13 protein-coding genes are annotated in these 16,579 nt (G+C 60.0%); 2 read left to right on the top strand and 11 right to left on the bottom strand.

The features are described from left to right. Positions 1–52: 52 nt before the first annotated feature. The 4 genes from AC07Z7_RS11825 to AC07Z7_RS11810 form a co-directional block, all read right to left on the bottom strand. Positions 53–745, bottom strand: a complete 693-nt coding sequence (locus AC07Z7_RS11825; RefSeq protein ID WP_063459990.1) for a response regulator transcription factor — start codon at positions 743–745, stop codon at positions 53–55. Positions 746–769: 24 nt separating this feature from the next. Continuing rightward, a complete protein-coding gene (gene argB, locus AC07Z7_RS11820; protein ID WP_094288851.1) occupies positions 770–1,660 on the bottom strand; it encodes an acetylglutamate kinase in 891 nt (296 codons plus the stop codon). 148 nt (positions 1,661–1,808) lie between these two features. After that, positions 1,809–2,912: an MraY family glycosyltransferase gene (locus AC07Z7_RS11815; RefSeq protein WP_494766343.1), complete on the bottom strand. Its 1,104-nt coding sequence runs from the start codon at positions 2,910–2,912 to the stop codon at positions 1,809–1,811. After that, positions 2,909–3,694: a glycosyltransferase family protein gene (locus AC07Z7_RS11810; protein ID WP_494766342.1), complete on the bottom strand. Its 786-nt coding sequence runs from the start codon at positions 3,692–3,694 to the stop codon at positions 2,909–2,911. The genes AC07Z7_RS11815 and AC07Z7_RS11810 overlap by 4 nt, the downstream gene beginning before the upstream one ends. A 73-nt stretch (positions 3,695–3,767) precedes the next feature. Between AC07Z7_RS11810 and AC07Z7_RS11805 the strand changes: the two genes are divergently transcribed. Next, positions 3,768–7,532 (top strand): methyltransferase domain-containing protein, encoded by a 3,765-nt coding sequence (locus AC07Z7_RS11805; RefSeq protein ID WP_494766341.1) that lies wholly within the window; start codon positions 3,768–3,770, stop codon positions 7,530–7,532. Positions 7,533–7,559: 27 nt separating this feature from the next. Next, entirely contained in the window at positions 7,560–8,858 is a 1,299-nt protein-coding gene (locus tag AC07Z7_RS11800; protein WP_494766340.1) for a tetratricopeptide repeat protein, read from the top strand. 53 nt (positions 8,859–8,911) lie between these two features. On the opposite strand, the gene AC07Z7_RS11795 is transcribed toward AC07Z7_RS11800, so the two are convergent. From AC07Z7_RS11795 to AC07Z7_RS11765, 7 genes are all read right to left on the bottom strand, one after another. Then, the gene (locus tag AC07Z7_RS11795; RefSeq protein WP_494766339.1) at positions 8,912–9,781 is read right to left on the bottom strand and encodes a class I SAM-dependent methyltransferase; all 870 of its coding nucleotides are present in this window, start codon (positions 9,779–9,781) and stop codon (positions 8,912–8,914) included. 62 nt (positions 9,782–9,843) lie between these two features. Beyond that, a complete protein-coding gene (locus AC07Z7_RS11790) occupies positions 9,844–10,737 on the bottom strand; it encodes a class I SAM-dependent methyltransferase (protein ID WP_440113837.1) in 894 nt (297 codons plus the stop codon). 190 nt (positions 10,738–10,927) lie between these two features. Next, the gene (locus tag AC07Z7_RS11785; protein ID WP_494766338.1) at positions 10,928–12,208 is read right to left on the bottom strand and encodes an ABC transporter ATP-binding protein; all 1,281 of its coding nucleotides are present in this window, start codon (positions 12,206–12,208) and stop codon (positions 10,928–10,930) included. 32 nt (positions 12,209–12,240) lie between these two features. Continuing rightward, positions 12,241–13,041 (bottom strand): ABC transporter permease, encoded by an 801-nt coding sequence (locus AC07Z7_RS11780; protein WP_494766337.1) that lies wholly within the window; start codon positions 13,039–13,041, stop codon positions 12,241–12,243. A 75-nt stretch (positions 13,042–13,116) separates the two neighbouring features. Beyond that, a complete protein-coding gene (locus tag AC07Z7_RS11775) occupies positions 13,117–13,953 on the bottom strand; it encodes a peptidylprolyl isomerase (RefSeq protein ID WP_494766336.1) in 837 nt (278 codons plus the stop codon). 186 nt (positions 13,954–14,139) lie between these two features. Beyond that, the gene (locus tag AC07Z7_RS11770; RefSeq protein WP_494766335.1) at positions 14,140–15,903 is read right to left on the bottom strand and encodes a cell surface protein; all 1,764 of its coding nucleotides are present in this window, start codon (positions 15,901–15,903) and stop codon (positions 14,140–14,142) included. A gap of 187 nt (positions 15,904–16,090) precedes the next feature. Beyond that, complete coding sequence (locus tag AC07Z7_RS11765; protein WP_494766334.1) at positions 16,091–16,519, bottom strand: hypothetical protein; 429 nt, start codon at positions 16,517–16,519, stop codon at positions 16,091–16,093. Between the last annotated feature and the right edge of the window lie 60 nt (positions 16,520–16,579).

The following is a 16,579-nucleotide window of genomic DNA, read 5'->3' as shown; positions in this document are numbered from 1 at the left end:
AGCAGCATGGCGGGCGCAGGAGAAGAGGAAAGAGACCGGGGCCGCTGCCCCGTCAAGGGTTCTGGAGTTCGAGCCGGTAGCCGAACCCCCGGATCGACCGCAGCGCCACACCATGGGGCTCCAGCTTGCCGCGCAGGCGGGAGACATAGACCTCGACCGCGTTGGGCGTGATCTCCTTGTCCCAGCCCGTCAGCGCCTGCAGGAGTTTGTCTTTGCTGGCGGGTTTGGGGGCGTTGATGAGCAGGTACTCCAGCACCGTCCACTCACGCGGCCCCAGCTCGATCACCTGCTCGCCAGCATCGCTGCGGATGCTTGCGCGGCGACCGGCGGTGTCCAGCTCCAGCGGGCCGAAGCTCAGCACCGCCGTGGTGGCGGCCTGCGAGCGGCGCAGCAGGGCCCGCAGGCGCGCCAGCAACTCGGGCAGCTCGAAGGGCTTGACCATGTAGTCGTCTGCGCCCAGATCCAGCCCCTGGACCCGATCATGCAAAGCATCGCGCGCCGTGAGGATGAGCACCGGCATGGCGGGACTGGCCATGTCCGGGCGCCGCAGGCGGCGCGTCAGCTCCAGACCGTCCATGGCTGGCAAGCCAATGTCGATGATGGCCGCGTCGAACGACTCGGTGCGCAACACCTCTTCGGCACGCTCACCACTGCCGACCCAGTCCACGGCATAACCCGCATCGGTCAGCCCCAGCTTGATGCCGCTGGCCACCATCACATCGTCTTCGACCAAGAGCAAGCGCATGGCGGGCTGCCGAAGTATCAAAAATCAGTGCGACCGAATCATCGTGCCGTAGGCCTGCTCGGTCAGGATCTCCAGCAGCATGGCATGCGGCACCCGACCGTCGATGATGTGCACGGCGTTGACACCGGCTTTGGCGGCATCCAGCGCACCGGCAATCTTGGGCAGCATGCCGCCGGAGATCGTGCCGTCAGCGAACAGCTCATCAATGCGGCGGGCCGTCAGGTCGGTCAGCAGGTTGCCCGCCTTGTCCAGCACGCCCGGGGTGTTGGTGAGCAGCACCAGTTTCTCGGCCTTGAGCACCTCGGCCAGCTTGCTCGCCACCACGTCGGCGTTGATGTTGTAGCTCTCGTTGTTCTCACCAAAGCCGATGGGGCTGATGACGGGGATGAACGCGTCGTCCTGCAGCGCCTTCACCACGCTCGGGTCGATGGAGACGATGTCGCCCACCTGGCCGACATCGTGCTCGATGGCGGGATTCTTGTTGTCCACCATCTTGAGCTTCTGGGCGCGGATCATGCCGCCATCGCGGCCGGTCAGGCCCACTGCCTTGCCGCCCGCCTGATTGATCAGGCCCACGATGTCCTGCTGCACCTCGCCCGCCAGCACCCATTCGACCACTTCCATGGTCTCGGCATCGGTCACGCGCATGCCCTGGATGAACTCGCCCTTCTTGCCCAGGCGGTTCAGGGCCGTTTCGATCTGCGGGCCACCGCCGTGCACCACCACAGGGTTCATGCCCACCAGCTTGAGCAGCACCACGTCTTCGGCAAAGTCCGCCTGCAGGGCGGGGTCGGTCATGGCGTTGCCGCCGTACTTGATGACCATGGTCTTGCCATGGAACTTGCGGATGTAAGGCAGCGCCTGGGCCAGGATTTCAGCCTTGTCGCGCGGGGCAATCGAAAGAAGGTCGGTCATGGAGGCGTGCCATCCGAAAGAAGAAAAACAAACAGGGTGAAACGCAAATTGTGCCGCATTCACGGGGCGCACAGCTGTCGGGAGGTTGAAGAACGCTCCACAAACCCGGTTGCCGGGCGACCGGCAGAAACCGGTGGCTCCGGGCTGGTCAGTGGCGCAGCCAGTGCGGCACCTTGAAGCGCACGATGGCCAGATAGGCCATCACATAGCTGACCACAAACAGCCCACAGAACGCCATCAGCAGCAGCGTGTTGTTCCAGAACAGCACAGCGGGCACCACGGTCAGCAGGGTAAAACCCCACAGGTAGGGCGAAGTGCGGTTGTTGCGCATCAGCATGCGGCGCGACTCATCGTCGTGGAAAACCCCGCGCACAATGCGACGGTAGATGAGCTGGTGAAAATGCAGGGCATCGGCCACCCCCGGCGACACCCCCCGCACCGCCTTGCGGTAGATCGAGAAAATCGTCTCCCAGACGGGGTAGATCAGCAGCAGCATCGGAAACCACGGCGACACATCCGCATTTCGCTGCACTAGGGAAATGCTGGCCATGGCAATCACCACGCCCCATACATAGGCCCCGCCATCCCCCGCAAACAGCATGCCCCGCGGGTAGTTCCAGACCAGGAACCCCCCCGTGGCCGCCGCCGTGGACACCAGCAGCGCCGCCAGCGCCCGGTCTCCCACCTGCAGGGCCACATGGGCCAGCGCCAGGCAAACGATCAGGGCCACCATGCCCGCCAGACCGTTGTAGCCGTCGATGATGTTGAAGGCGTGGGGCAGACCGGCGACGGCCAGCACCACAATGGCAACCCCCAGCCAGGGAGCCGCCGCCAGAACGGCATCCAGCCAGGGCCAGCCCATGCGGGGAAGGGTCAGGTCCAGTAAAACCACAGCAAGGACACCCGAGGCGCCAGTCAGTACAAGCCGATAGCGGGCCGAAAGGCGCTGGGTCATGTCCTCAGCAATCCCCCCCAAGGTAGCTGGCAACAACACCGCCAGCCACCCCCACACCCATCCCCCCAGCCGCAGTGAGCCTGGATCGCCCCACTGCAGTGACTGCAGCACCCCCAGGCTCCAACCACAACCAATCCCCAGAAGCAGCGCAGCCCCACCCAGGCGAGGAACATCACCGAAATGAAAGCGCTGCGGCATCCCGTTGCCGTATGCGGAAGCGTGGCTGCGCATCCATCGCACGACCAACCCGGCCGCCAGCGCAACCACCACGAAAGCCACAAGAGACAACCAAATCATGAGCGGCCGATGGTACCCGTGCTTGCCGCCCCAGCCCGTAACAAAAGACGCGCCTGCGCATATACGGGCGAATTCCAAAGCCTCAGCAGGCTGCGCACATGCCACCGCAAATGACTCCACCGCCTGTGACTGGCACGCTGCCCCGCGTGCACGACATGCACAGGCACCCGCACCAAGGTGCGCCCCAGCAGACGAATACGCAGGCACAGATCCACATCTTCACAATACATGAAGTACGCCTCATCGAATCCACCAACCGCTAACCATACGGGCTGCGGAAGCACCAGGCAGGCCGCATTCACCCAATCGACCTGGCTCTCGTCGCGCCCCAGAAGGCGTCGTCGCCACAACGCCCAAGGGGTAGGCAACTCGCGCTCGCTATCTTGCAACCGCCCCTGCTCATCCAGTTGTACCGGGTACGCACAGCCAGCCCCTGGCTGCCCTGCAGCTTGCACGAGAAGTGCAAAGGGGTCCCCCCCGCCAAGCCGCACATCTGGGTTGAGCACACAGACTGCGGACTCCTCTGCCCCCGCCAAAGCCCGGTTGTGGTTGCTGCCAAAACCAGCGGGTGCTGTATTTTTGACAATTTGAAACACAAATGGCCACCCGCCGGCTGGGGCTTCGGGCTCTGCCTCAGGCAAATTTTGCGTCAGCACCACACGCCCAACTGTCTCCGCAGACAATCGGGCCAGATCGTGAAGCAAAGCCTGGACCAGCGCGCCATGACCATGGCTGACCACGGAGATCACAAGACTGCACTGAGAGGTAGGGGAGACATTCATCAAGCCGCCATTGTCCCAGTTCTCACACCGTCCTCTGTTACAAGTGCACTCTCCCCACCGTCATAATCCCCGGATGACGCATTCAACGGAAGATTTGCACGTTTATCTACGCAGTATCGCAGCGGGCGAACGCACTTCGCTGTCGGTATTGGCCAGCCTGATTCACAGCAACGCAACGGTGCTGGACCTGGGCTGCGGCAGTGGAGCCCTGGGACAGCACGTGACCGAGACTCAGGATTGCATTGTGGACGGCGTCACTCTCAGTGAAGCGGAGGCCACCCATGCCAAGCCCTACTACCGCCGCGTGGTCGTGGACAACCTCGAGTCATGCGACTTGGTTGCCACTTTCGAAGGCCAGCGCTATGACTACATTGTGTGCGCGGACGTGCTGGAACACCTGAGTCGCCCCGAAAAGGTCTTGGATGCTTGCCGCAAACTGCTCAAGACCAATGGAAAACTGCTCATTTCTGTACCCAACGCAGGCTACAGCGGCCTCATTGCAGAATTACTGGAGGGTGAATTCCTTTACCGCGAAGAAGGCCTGCTGGACCGTACGCACCTGCGTTTCTTCACGCGCAAATCGCTGCAGCGTTTTCTCGGCGAGCATCGCTGGGCCTCGGACTCCATTGACACCATCGTCCGGGAGCTGCCCGAGTCGGAGTTCGATGTCGCTTTTGACCGCCTGCCACCCTCGGTAGCACGGCACCTCCTCGGCGTCCCTGACGCTCTGACTTACCAGTTCATTTGCGTCGCCCACCCTACTGCCGAGGCGGCAGCAAACACGGCAGAGCCCACTGCGCGCTCCGAAATGCCCGTCCAGGCGTTGTTTACGACCCAGCTTTATCTAGGTTACGCGGGTCGATACGACGAGGCTCACAAGCTAACGGCGTCAGGTGTCATTGGCAAGGAGCGCCAAACCCTTTGCTTTGATCTGCCCGACTCAGAACTGCCCGTCACACAACTGCGACTGGATCCTGCCGATCGCCCAGGCTTCGTCCACCTGTACCGATTGACGTTGCGAACTGCACAAGGAGGCGTTTTGTGGCAATGGATGGCTGACTCCGGTTCGCGCTCACTTCTGGCCACAACGCCCCATAGCCAGATCGTCTGGCAGGCCCCATTGCCCGCAGCCTCGGGCGCCACACTGTTGCTGCTTGCTGGGGACGAGCCCTGGTTTGAGCTGCCTATCTCCGCCGAAGCCTTGGCCAACAGCCCGCGAGGCGGCACCAAGCTAGAAGTCGAATTGGGCTGGCCCATGTCGGCGGACTATGTCGCCTTGTCTGGCACGGTACTTCCACTGCACGACCGAATCGTTCAGTTGGAAAACAACTGCCGTGACACTGCGAGCAGGCTTAATCAAGCGCAAACAGACCTCGCGGCCACACAAAATCGCAACCAGATCCTCGAAGAAGCCAGCCAGGCCGCATCTCGGCAGCGTGCCACCTGGCAGCAAGAAGCGACTCGACTCCGTAGCGACCTGGACGAACTGGCCCAGCATCTCCACAACATCGAAACCTCTACCGTGTTCCGCGCCACTCGTCCCATTGTTCACGCCAAGATGCGCCTGGACCGACTCCTGGGCCGAGGCCCCAAAGCAGCTCAGCCAGCCAAGCCGGCCCACCAGCCCACGCCAGCCACGCCCCCTCAGCACCCGGTGGACATCATTGTTCCCGCATACCGCGGTCTGGCCGACACCCGCTTGTGCATTGAATCCGTGCTGGCCAGCGCCAACCAGTGTGCCTGGCGTCTGATTGTCATCAACGATGCCAGCCCTGAACCTGAAGTCACGGAATGGTTGCGCGAGCGCGCCGCACAAGACAGCCGTATCACTCTGCTGGAAAACGCCGAAAACCTGGGTTTTGTCGGCACAGTCAATCGAGGCATGGCACTCAGCGACAGCAACGATGTACTGCTGCTCAACAGCGACACCGAAGTGGCCAATGACTGGCTGGACCGCATTCGCCGCGCCGCTTATGGCGATAGCAAGGTGGCCTCGGTCACACCGTTTTCAAACAACGCCACCATCTGCAGCTACCCCCGGTTCTGCAAAGACAACAGCTTGCCAGCCGACTACGACACCGCGCGGTTGGATGCCCTGTGCGCCCAGACCAACCCCGGCGCGGTGGTGGACGTGCCTACGGGCGTAGGTTTCTGCATGTACATCCGGCGCGATTGCCTCGCGCAAGTTGGCCTTTTTGACACCGAGAACTTCGGCAAAGGCTACGGCGAAGAAAACGACTTCTGCCAGCGGGCGGCAGAGGCAGGTTGGCGCAACCTGCACCTGCTCGACACTTTCGTGCTACACACCGGTGGAGTGAGCTTTGGTGACAGCAAAAGCCCCCGCGAGCGCGCGGCCATGGAAACACTGCGCCGCCTGCACCCCCGCTACGAACGGGATATAATGGCTTTTGTGCAGGCAGACCCTGCGCAGCCTTACCGGCTGGCACTTGATATTGCGCGCATGCACCAAGCGCACTTGCCGGTGGTATTGGCTGTTTTGCACGACCGAGCGGGCGGAACCTTACGCCACGTACGAGAACTGGCCTCGCACCTCACAGAGCACGCCCTTTTTCTCACACTCACTCCGGCGCCAGACCGTTGTGTGCGCCTGGAGTTTGCCACCCGGCATGAGGGTTTTCGGCTCACCTTCCGATTGGAGGATCAATACCAGGATCTCGTCCGGATGCTGACGCTACTGGGAGTCAGGCATATCCACTACCACCACCTGTTGGGTCATGATCCAGCGATCATGGACCTGCCTTCGCAGTTGGGGGTCCGCTATGACTTTACCGCGCACGACTTTTACAGCTTCTGCGCGCATATCTCCTTGACGGGCAAAGACAACCGGTACGCCCCCGAACTGGCGCCTGGCGAGTGCGCATGCTGCTCGCCTCAAGACCCAGCCCCTTCCGGCACAGGCACCGTGGCAGACTGGCGGCACCGCAACCGCCACTTCCTGATCGGGGCTCGCCTTGTGATGGCCCCCAGCCACGACACCGCAAGACGCATGGCAGCCTTTGCGCCTGGAGCGCGTGTGCGCGTCATACAACATACCGACATCGCCGATCGGAGCACAACACATCCATCCCAGGCGCCGAACCCCAGCCCACTGCGGCCGGATAAGCCGCTCAAAATTGCGGTGTTGGGTGCGCTCAGCGCCATCAAGGGGGCGGATGTTCTAGAAGCCACCGCACTATACACAGCCCAGTCGGGTGCACCGCTGGAATTTCACCTGCTTGGATATGGCTACCGTCACCTGCAAACCCAGCCACGAGCGCGGCTTACAGTGCACGGCGCCTATCAGGATGAAGACTTGGCCGGGCTGCTCACGTGGCTGCAGCCAGACATCGTCTGGTTTCCAGCAGTTTGGCCAGAAACGTACAGCTACACCCTCAGCGCAGCCATACAGGCAGGCCTGCCGGTGGCAGTGCCAGATATAGGCGCTTTTGTAGAACGCGTGGCAGACCGTGCGTGGAGTTGGGTCTGCCCCTGGGACCAAAACCCCAAACAATGGGTCGGCTTCTTTACCGGCATCCGAGCGGAGCACTTTGCGCAGGCCGTTGGCCCAATGCCCCCGCCATATCCGCTCATCCCAGCCTCTGGTGATGCCTGGGGCTACATTCGCGATTATCTCAGTGGCGTAGAGTCTGCGCCGCGCGCGTCGGCCCCTATTTCTGCGGAGACCCTCCTGCCCTACGCGCAAAAAGCCTCCGCAACAATCCGTTCAGGCGCCCTGGATGCCTTGGTGCACATGCGCTCCTTGCCCCTGCTCAGCAGCATGGCACGTGCCATTCCGCTGCACTGGCAGCGTCGCGTCAAGAACTGGCTACAGAAGTAATTGCACGGCTTATTCACCACGAACATCATGTCAGACCCCAATCTCCTCCTCATCGAATCCGCCCGCGTACTGATTGACCAAGGCCAGTTGACCGAGGCCGCAGATGTGCTCAATAAGGCACGGGCGCAAATTCCCAATGACCCACGCGTTTACATGATGGCCGGTGTCATGTCCGAAAAGGCGGGTAATGTCGCAGGTGCATTTCAACTCATGCGCACCGGGCTGGAACTCGCGCCCAACTGGGCGCCCGGTATTGTCGTTCTAGCCCAATTGCAGGCCAGGCAGGGACAGCTTGCAGAAGCAAAGGAAAACGCAGCCACCGCACTGCAGCTTGATGCCGAAAGTGGAATGGTGCGAGACGGCGCAATCGATGTGGCACATCACATGATGGACGTCAATTTGGCAGTCAGCCTATTGCAGGATGGGCTGAAGCTGCAGCCGACCAACGCCAAGTGGCGCCTGCTGCTGGCTAACGACTTGAGCCATTTGGAGCGCTACGACGAGGCCCTCGCACTTTGGGATGGCCTGATTGCAGAGTCACCCCATGACGAGAAAGCGTTGACGGGTCGCATGCACACACTGCTCGCAGCAGGTCGTCTGAATGAGGCCGCCGCAGTGACAGCAACCTTGCTTGCCCTCGACCCTGCGAACGCGGTTTACGCTTACTACGACGCGCGTGCGAAGGGTCAGACCCCCACCCACCAGCCAGCTGAGCTCAATCGCAAGCTGTTCGATACCGCAGCTCATATCTTCGACCAGCAGCTTGTGCAAGGTTTGCGCTACCAACTCCCGGAGCAGATCGCGAGAAAACTGGTAGCGCTTCACCCAGATAAAAAAATCCGGCTCCTCGATCTGGGCTGCGGTACCGGACTGCTCGGCGCACGACTGGGCAAACTCGACGGACGCCTCGACGGCGTGGACGTGTCACCAAAAATGCTGGAGCAGGCCAGCCGCCTCAAGCTTTACGACAGCCTGAAAGAGGCGGACTTGCACGACACACTACGTCAAGCAGAGGCTGAATCCTACGATGTGATCGCTGCACTGGAGGTTTGCGTGTACGTGGGCGATCTGACGGAGGCCGTTCCTGCAGCTTGGCGCGTATTAGCACCTGGTGGGCGCCTAATTTTTTCCTGCGAAATTGGCCCCGAGGACGGCCCCGACCTGTTTCTCAATCCGACTACTGAGCGGTACGTACACAAGCGCAGTCATGTTGAGGGAGTGTGCCGCGCCGCTGGTTTCTCTGTGGATTCTGAAAACACGGTCTTGCGCTACCAAAAAGGCCAACCCGTGCATGGCTTCGTGATCACGGCACAGAAGATCGCCTAGCGGAAGAAACGCGCGCGGTAAACGCTGGTAGCGGCAAGCAAGCTGCCTTGCCGCTACCCGCCTTTTCGCAAGAGCAGGAAAATTTCATTGTTTCGCAAGACGGTATCGCCGTACTGTTTCAGCAATTGCGCAGGCGGCTGTAACTCCACATTGCGCCGATCTTGCCGCTCTACGGTAAAGCCTGCTTGCTCTACTAGGCTAACCAACTCGTCTGCAGTCAGCCGGTTGAGATGTTGATACTCCTTGAAAACAAACCGCTTGTAGCCCTCCACGCCAAAATCGGCAAACCCGAAATCCACCTCTTCGGCATTGATGGGGCCTTGATGGGCATCAATGATTTGCCACAGCTCCTCCTCAGGCACCAGCAGGTGGTGCCATGGCACATCGTCGTAACGCCGCAGGTGGGAGCCAAACGGTGAGTGGAACAACGGCTCAATCTGGAGAAAAAAAACCCCCCCTGTGCGCAAGCAGGCGTGCAAATCCCGCAGGATTGGCAGAACCTGTTCGCGCTGCACATGCTCAAAGGTTGACCAGCTCATGATGCCATCCAGCCCCGTGTGACGACTTGCCAGTGGTGTCCCGGGCGAAATAGTCTCAAAGGTCAACGCGGACGGAATCCTCTGCATACCCAGTTGCTCACGCGCAATACGAGGCAGCTTGGCATATTCGCGGCGAATATCTACGCCATGGATGGCTGTTGCACCATACCGCAGCACCAGCGATAGATCGGTAATTCCATCACCGCACCCAAAATTGAGAAACCGGGCAGATCGCATATCCAGCACATCGCCCACCCATTGATGTACAACATCGGCCGCGTAGTTGAAATGCGCCCGAAACCACTCGTCACTGATTTGCTCGGCATCCCATGGCGCCAGGCCCCATATACGCTCTTGCAGCTTAAGCCACCAGCTACTGTTCATCACATCTCCGTGAAATGCACCATGTCACAAGACCTTGTACTTCCAGACGCGGGGAAAGCCACTCAGGGCCGACGCAGCACATAGGCATCCTGGTGATTCCAGAAGTGCACTGGTGCCTTATGCACCAGCCTGTCCGCTCCAACGGTTTCAGCGATCCGCGCCAGCACGAAGGCCTCTGACGTGAACGTTGTTCCATACTCTTGTTCATCGATCGCCGTTGACTCACTTGATGCGGCGAAAAAGTACCCCTCCGGATCCAGGGTCACATGGTCAAAGTCGGCAGCCTTGGTGCCATGGGTGCTGAACACGAGCAACCCACCCGGCGCCACCGACTCGTATAGCACCTTGAGCCAGCGTGACCAGGTAGAGCGGGGCAAATGACTAAAAAGGGACAACACAAAGACCAGGTCATAGCGCCCAGGCCATTGCACGGCTTCAGGCATGCTGGCCGAGAGAAAGCCATTCACACCAAACGTTTCTCTGGAGAAACTGATCGCACTTGGCACCACATCCGAGACCTCCACACGGGCAGGCCCCAGGGCCTTGACCAAATGCCGTGTAAATCTGCCATGCCCACTCGCAAACTCCAGCACACGCTGGGTTTTGAGCAGAGGCTGGTCCACGGCCTCCAGTAGCAGCATCAACTCCGACAAGGTGCGCCAACCATCCGCAAGATAGTCCCGCAACGGATTCAAGCTGGAGTGGTGGCCTCTGAAGAATCCAAAAATGTCGTCTTGCTCGGAAATCGTGCAATCCAGGCCCATGACGTTGGTGAACGAGCCGACAAGGTCATTGGTTTCAATGAGCGCGTGGGCAGTCAACACCACATCGCGCTCGTTGCGGGCCCGGGCAAGCACCTGCGCGGCAGCCACTCGGTCACCCCTGCTGAGCAGTTCGCGCCCTTCCTGCAGCAACTGCTGCCCCAGGGTCAATGGTGATTCTGAAGTTGAAGTCATATTCTTTCTATACCGGAGACAGCCGATTATCAAGCGCACGCCCCGAGCTCTCGCTGCCAGCCTGTTGCCCATACCTTACGTAAAAGATGTTGCACAGAACATGTAAGGTTCGCAGCACAATTGCATCCCCAGGCGGACTGATCCGCTGAGGACCGGGACAGAGCGCATGCTGCGCCAAGCTTTTCTGGCACTAGCGCCAGCTGTGCGGCAACCGCACCAGGCCCGGCAGTGGTTTGGGGAAAATGAACCGGAAATGAAGAAACTGGAACCATTCGTCGTAGACAGCCAACCCTGTTTCGTCGAACAGGAATGCACTGATCACGTAGTCCCCGCTGTGCAGCGGCAAGTCTGGGAACGTCAGCACCGACTGCCAAGTACCATCGTTCAACTGTAGAGGCGCCGCCCCCTCTTCGTGTGTTGCCAGCGAGGTGATACCAACCCCTTTGGACTGCTCAATCATAAAACCGATATGGGGTCGTTCTGCACCACGCCCCCGGGCCCGGATCGTCACCATTAGATCTTGCCCCTGTAGCACGGGTGGCTGGTTCCCCACGGGCTCCCCCAGATTTGCCACATCCACAGACAGAATACAGGCACCACCTCCTTCGCCTGCCGCCTGCTGCGGCGAACCTGCGGAACATTGCGGCCCGGCTGCCATGTCGTCCGTTGGAGACTCTTGCGAAGCAGTCTTGGCTATCGATTGGGCGGGCTCATTCGGGGCATTGGCGCCTGTTGCGTTTTCGCGCTCTCGGGTGTGCACGTCGTAGGCAGCCAACACCGCTTCGGTGTTGCCAAATTGCTCCACCCGCCCCGCCTTGAGCCAAAGTGCCCGGTCGCAAAGATGGCGGATGTGATACGGGCTGTGCGAGCAGAACAGAATGGTGCACCCGCTATTGCGGAACGCCGTAATACGTTCGACGCATTTTTTTTGAAAGTTTTGGTCGCCAACAGCCAGTGCCTCGTCGATGATCAGAACATCTGGCTGCACTGCCGTCACCAGAGCAAAGGCCAAGCGTACCGTCATGCCGGACGAGTACGTTTTTACAGGCCGATCCAGTGCCTCACCCAGTTCGCAGAAATCGATGATTTCGGGCTCCAAGCGTGCCATCTCATCATGGGTGATGCCGATCAGGCTGCCAGCAAAGTAAAGATTGTCTCGCCCACTGAAGTCGGGGTGAAAGCCAGCCCCCAGCTCCAGAATGGCCGTCACCCGGCCTACGCGGTCAATGCGGCCATGGCTGGGCTGCAAGGTGCCCGCCAGTAGTTTTAGCAAGGTACTCTTTCCTGCTCCGTTGTCGCCGATCACGCCAATGCATTCACCCCGCCGTAAATCAAACGAAACATCGTTCAGCGCCCAGTGACTGCGGTGTGTGGCCCTGCCCGTCAACAACGCACGCAATCGGGCTCGGGGGGTGGGATATAGCTTGTACTCCTTGGCGACGCCTGCAACTGACAACACGGTGTCACGCATAGCGCCTTCTGCGTAGGAAAGACTTTGGGCACTCACAGCCAGTCCACCAATTGATCGCGGCTGCGAGCCACCAACGCGTTCAGAACAACCATCAGCAAGCCCACCCACACCAGTGCAGCACACCACACGCTCCAGTGCGGCCACTGGCCTTGCAGCAGGACCTGCTGATAGCCCATCACCAGGCCCGTCATCGGATTGAGCCATAGCACCCACCGCCAATCTTGAGGAAAGAGCTGAATAGGGAACAAAATGGGCGACAGATAAATACCCACGGAAAGCAGAAAGCCGACCAGTTGCGCGACATCTCGCAGAGCCGCCGCCAGTATGGCCAGTGCGTAACCCAGCACCATGCACAGCAGCATTTGCAGCAGCAGCAGAGGCACCAGAGCCAAGATGGCAGGCTTCAGCCCATGGGCAGGAATGTAGGCCACTGCCACCAGCAGCAGCAACGGGCCATAAATTGAAAAACTGGCCAGCACCGTGCGTGAAGTAAACAGCACGGGCGGCAGCGGGTTCTTGTGCAGCAGACTACCAGCGTCGATCAAGCTCGTCATGCCACGCTGCACCGCATCGCAAAACGCCATCCAGGGCAAGGCGCCAACCACCAAATAGGCGCCAACGGCCCGCGTAGGGGCCTGCTCCCCAAGGCGCATGCCAAAAACCACGTCAAACACCAGATAGTACGCAGCCACAGTAAGCAACGGCTGCAGGTACGGCCAGACAATGCCCAGCGCCGTGCCAGTGTGGCGCGAGGCCACCTCACGGCGCGTGAGAACCCACACCAACATGCGCGCGCGCCATAACGCGCGCGCTTCGTTCCAGAGAAAGGTCATGAGCGAAAGGGTTGCGGGCGGACGAGCCGCCTGCTGTGGCTTTTCTGGTCTGTTGTTGCTTTTGGCAACGAGCTGTTACTTGCCGCTCTGCACCGGAATGCCTGGGCCCTTGGCGTAGCCTGCAGCAAAGGCTTCAATCGCCTTGGTGTCGGGTTCCACGCCTTCGCCCAGCTTTTGCGCGGCCTTCACGCGGGCGTCTTGCGTCACGCTGGCACGCACTTCCTTGAGCAGCTCTTCCTTCACTTCGTCAAAGGTGCGCGTGGTGGGTGCTTTGCGATCTTCCAGCTTAAGGATATGGAAGCCAAACTGCGTTTCCACCACACCACTCAGGTCACCCTTCTTCTGTAGGGCAAAGGCAGCTTCTTCAAAGGCTGGCACCATGCGGCCCTTGGCAAACAGCCCAAGGTCGCCACCGCGTGCGGCGCTACCCTTGTCGGCTGATTGCTCTTCTGCCAGCTTGGCAAAATCGGCGCCCCCCTTGATGTCGGCCAACAGCTTTTCGGCCTGTGCGCGCGACTCAGGCTTGGTACCAGCAATCAGAATGTGCCGCACCTGCACTTGTTCGCCCACCTGGAAGCGCTCTGGTTTGGCGCGGTAAGTGGCGCGAGCCAATTCCAGCGCAGCAGCATCGCTGGGAGCATTTTGGCTATCAATGCGCTCCAGCATCATGTCCGACAACACTTTGTCGCGCGCGAGCTGTAGCATGGCCGCTACCTTGGGGTCTTTGTCCAGCCCTTCTTGCACCGCCTGCTGACCCAGCGCGCGGCGCACATACATGTTCATCGCCACCTGGCCCACGCTCTGCTTGTTGGCCAGCACCATCGGGCGCATCTCTGCGGGCATGCGCATCAGTGCATCGGCTTCGATGTCGGTGGTGGTGATCGCGAATTTGCCGCCTTGGGTCAGGGGCACTGGGCCTGCCGCATGCACCAAAGATCCACCTGCCAGAACGGCAGCAGCAAGAGCCATGCTGCGCATTGGCGAGAAACAGGTTGTCATCAAGAGCTTCATGGATAAGAAAACAAGTTGTGAAATGAAAAAAAGGCGGGGAAGACCCCGCCTTTTTGGATCGCGTTGCCGCGATTAAGTGCCCACGAATTAACGCGTGAAGCGGTGTGCCCAGTTGATACCGTAGGTACCAGACACGCCAGCACCAGCTTGTGGGTTGCTCAGCTTGATGAAGGACTCACCCAGCAGCGGCAGACCTTGGGCTGCGTTGGTCGTATCGATCACGCCCCAACCGTTGGTGTAGAAACCGGAAGTGACCGTGTTACGAGCCACCGAAGCGCCCAGAACGGAGTTGCCGGTGTCTTGGAAAGCCAGCACGCTGACTTCACCGCAGAACGACACGGTGCTGGCGGTGCCAGGCGAGAACACGGGGCCAGCCGAAGCAGAGGTTTCTTCGCGGTCGAAGAACTTCTGGCCGTCAGCGAACACGCAGATGTTGCCAGCCGTGTCCACGGTTGTGTTGCCACCAGCCTTGAAACCAGCTGCAGCTGCGTAGTCAGCGCTCACAGCAGGATAGAACCACTCACCAGCTTGAGTAGCAGTTCCATTCAGGTCGGTGAACAGACGGTACTTGGCGTTGGCGGTCGTTGGGCCCGTAGCGCCAGTCGTGCCGGTCACAGCGGCGTAGTTGGCAGCCACGTTGTAACGACGGGCGGGCATGGAGAACACCCAGTCGGTCTTGGCAGTGATGCCAGCATCCAGAGCGTACTGGTTGGTCACCGACTTCACCGACAGAGCCGTCAGCAGGTTGGTGGATTGTGCCAGCGTGTTAGCGGACGAAGCGACGCTGAAGAAAGGCGTCGACAGGTCAGGCGCGTCGTAGTTCAGCATCGTCAGTGCGGCGGTCGTAACCTTGGCGCCAACAGCGTCGAACACGTTCAGATTGCGGAACAGCGGGTCAGCGGTCACGCCGTTGGCTGCGTCACCGTTCAGGGTCACCAGGTTGTTACCCAGTTGAGCGAAGTGACGGAAGTTGCCGACAGCAGGAGCAGTACCAGCGCCCGTGTTAGCCACGATAGCGGTAGCAGCGCCAGAGAACGTCGTAGTTTGTGGCACGTTGATGATGTACCAGTCACCCATCAGACCGCCCGAACCGCTGTCCAGACCAGCCGTAGCTGCTTGCAGCTGCGTGGTGTAGTCAGCAATAGCAGCGTTGTTCAGCAGCGTGCGAGCAGCGGAACCAGCCACGGAGCAAGGAGCCACGCCACTGACGTGCTTGGTAGCCGTGTACAGAGCAGAACGGTTAGGGCCTGCAGCGTTCAGAGCACCGTTGGTGTCAAAAGCCTTCAGAGCCGAAATGTCAGCCACATTGAAAATTTCAACGTAACCTTCACGGGTCAGCGCGTTGCGCTGAGCTTCGGTCAGGTACGAAGGCAGACGAGCGGAGGAGTTATTGAACGACTGGGGCACGCCGGAAGCCAGTGCGGGCACCGTGCAGGTGTTGTCGGCGGTCACGATTTGTGCCAAGCCGTTGGCGTCAGCCACCACAGCAGCGGTCCACACGTCGCCAGGCGACAGGAACACTTGGAAGTCCAGCAGGTCGTCAGAGTTCGAAGCAGAGCGGAAACGCACCTTAGCGACCTTACCGTTGACTTGGTCGGTGTTGGTCACGTGCAGAACGGTCATGTTGCCGTTTTGCGCGTTGAAGTAAGGCACGATCAGAGCGTGGCCCACGCCTGCACGCGTCACTTCGAGGTTGTTGGCCGTAGGCGCAGCGATCTTGCCAGCAGCCATGTCAGCAACGGTCAGAGGCGTTGCGCCGGTACCGACGATCACGTCGGCCGAAGCGGCACCAGCGAAGCCCAGGCCACCAATCATGGCAGCAATGCTCAGGGCCATCACATTTTTTTTCATACAAGAACTCCAGTTAAAAAAGTTGGTAAGCGCAACTACCACGATTGATTACGCTAGGGAATCGTAGCACAGCACTTCTGGGAACTACACTTGATTACGCGGGCCCATTCTTCTTTGTTGACCAAATACAACAGTCCCCAATACTCAAATATCATCCCCTGGGCCTGCAAGGAGCCGCCGCGAATCTTTACAGATCCTGGTAGCGCCACCACTGGCCGTCTTCCAACAGCCAAGTCTCACTCAGGTGGGTAGCAATGGTACCCAAATTCATGCCCACCAAGGCAGGTGCAGCACTGATTTTAATGCGGACTGTGCATTTTTCCGGCTCGCAAGTGACATTGACAGGCTCGGCATCCTTAAGCGAGGCGGCGCTACCAAACTGCTTACGAAACTGCTCAGCCGTATGCAGCTTGCGGTAAGAGGGGGTGGACAGGGCATATGCCTTGGCGTGGTCCCCGGCAACGCGAGCCTTCCAGTACTCGGTGGCGCGCTGTTGCACCACTTGCTCTGGCGTGCTCGATATGGTGGCGCACCCCACCAGCGCGGTGGCTGCCATGGCGGCCAAACCCACTGCCCGCAAATTGCGGTGCCTGCTGCTCCACAAGAGGTTCTTCATTTCATCTCCTTTAACTATCACCAACTACTACCAATAGAAAATTGACATTAATCGCACAAA

This window comes from Acidovorax sp. GW101-11A03, assembly GCF_059424825.1.
Note: the sequence above shows the minus strand (reverse complement) of the source record. Positions and strands in the feature narration are given on the sequence as shown.

Bases quoted from the DNA above. Each gene is read 5' to 3' on its own strand.
- AC07Z7_RS11800 (WP_494766340.1), top strand. From the start codon at position 7,560: ATGTCAGACCCCAATCTCCTCCTCATCGAATCCGCCCGCGTACTGATT.
- AC07Z7_RS11770 (WP_494766335.1), bottom strand. From the start codon at position 15,903: ATGAAAAAAAATGTGATGGCCCTGAGCATTGCTGCCATGATTGGTGGC.
- AC07Z7_RS11805 (WP_494766341.1), top strand. From the start codon at position 3,768: ATGACGCATTCAACGGAAGATTTGCACGTTTATCTACGCAGTATCGCA.
- argB (WP_094288851.1), bottom strand. From the start codon at position 1,660: ATGACCGACCTTCTTTCGATTGCCCCGCGCGACAAGGCTGAAATCCTG.
- AC07Z7_RS11780 (WP_494766337.1), bottom strand. From the start codon at position 13,041: ATGACCTTTCTCTGGAACGAAGCGCGCGCGTTATGGCGCGCGCGCATG.
- AC07Z7_RS11815 (WP_494766343.1), bottom strand. From the start codon at position 2,912: ATGATTTGGTTGTCTCTTGTGGCTTTCGTGGTGGTTGCGCTGGCGGCC.
- AC07Z7_RS11795 (WP_494766339.1), bottom strand. From the start codon at position 9,781: ATGAACAGTAGCTGGTGGCTTAAGCTGCAAGAGCGTATATGGGGCCTG.
- AC07Z7_RS11790 (WP_440113837.1), bottom strand. From the start codon at position 10,737: ATGACTTCAACTTCAGAATCACCATTGACCCTGGGGCAGCAGTTGCTG.
- AC07Z7_RS11810 (WP_494766342.1), bottom strand. From the start codon at position 3,694: ATGAATGTCTCCCCTACCTCTCAGTGCAGTCTTGTGATCTCCGTGGTC.
- AC07Z7_RS11825 (WP_063459990.1), bottom strand. From the start codon at position 745: ATGCGCTTGCTCTTGGTCGAAGACGATGTGATGGTGGCCAGCGGCATC.
- AC07Z7_RS11765 (WP_494766334.1), bottom strand. From the start codon at position 16,519: ATGAAGAACCTCTTGTGGAGCAGCAGGCACCGCAATTTGCGGGCAGTG.
- AC07Z7_RS11785 (WP_494766338.1), bottom strand. From the start codon at position 12,208: ATGCGTGACACCGTGTTGTCAGTTGCAGGCGTCGCCAAGGAGTACAAG.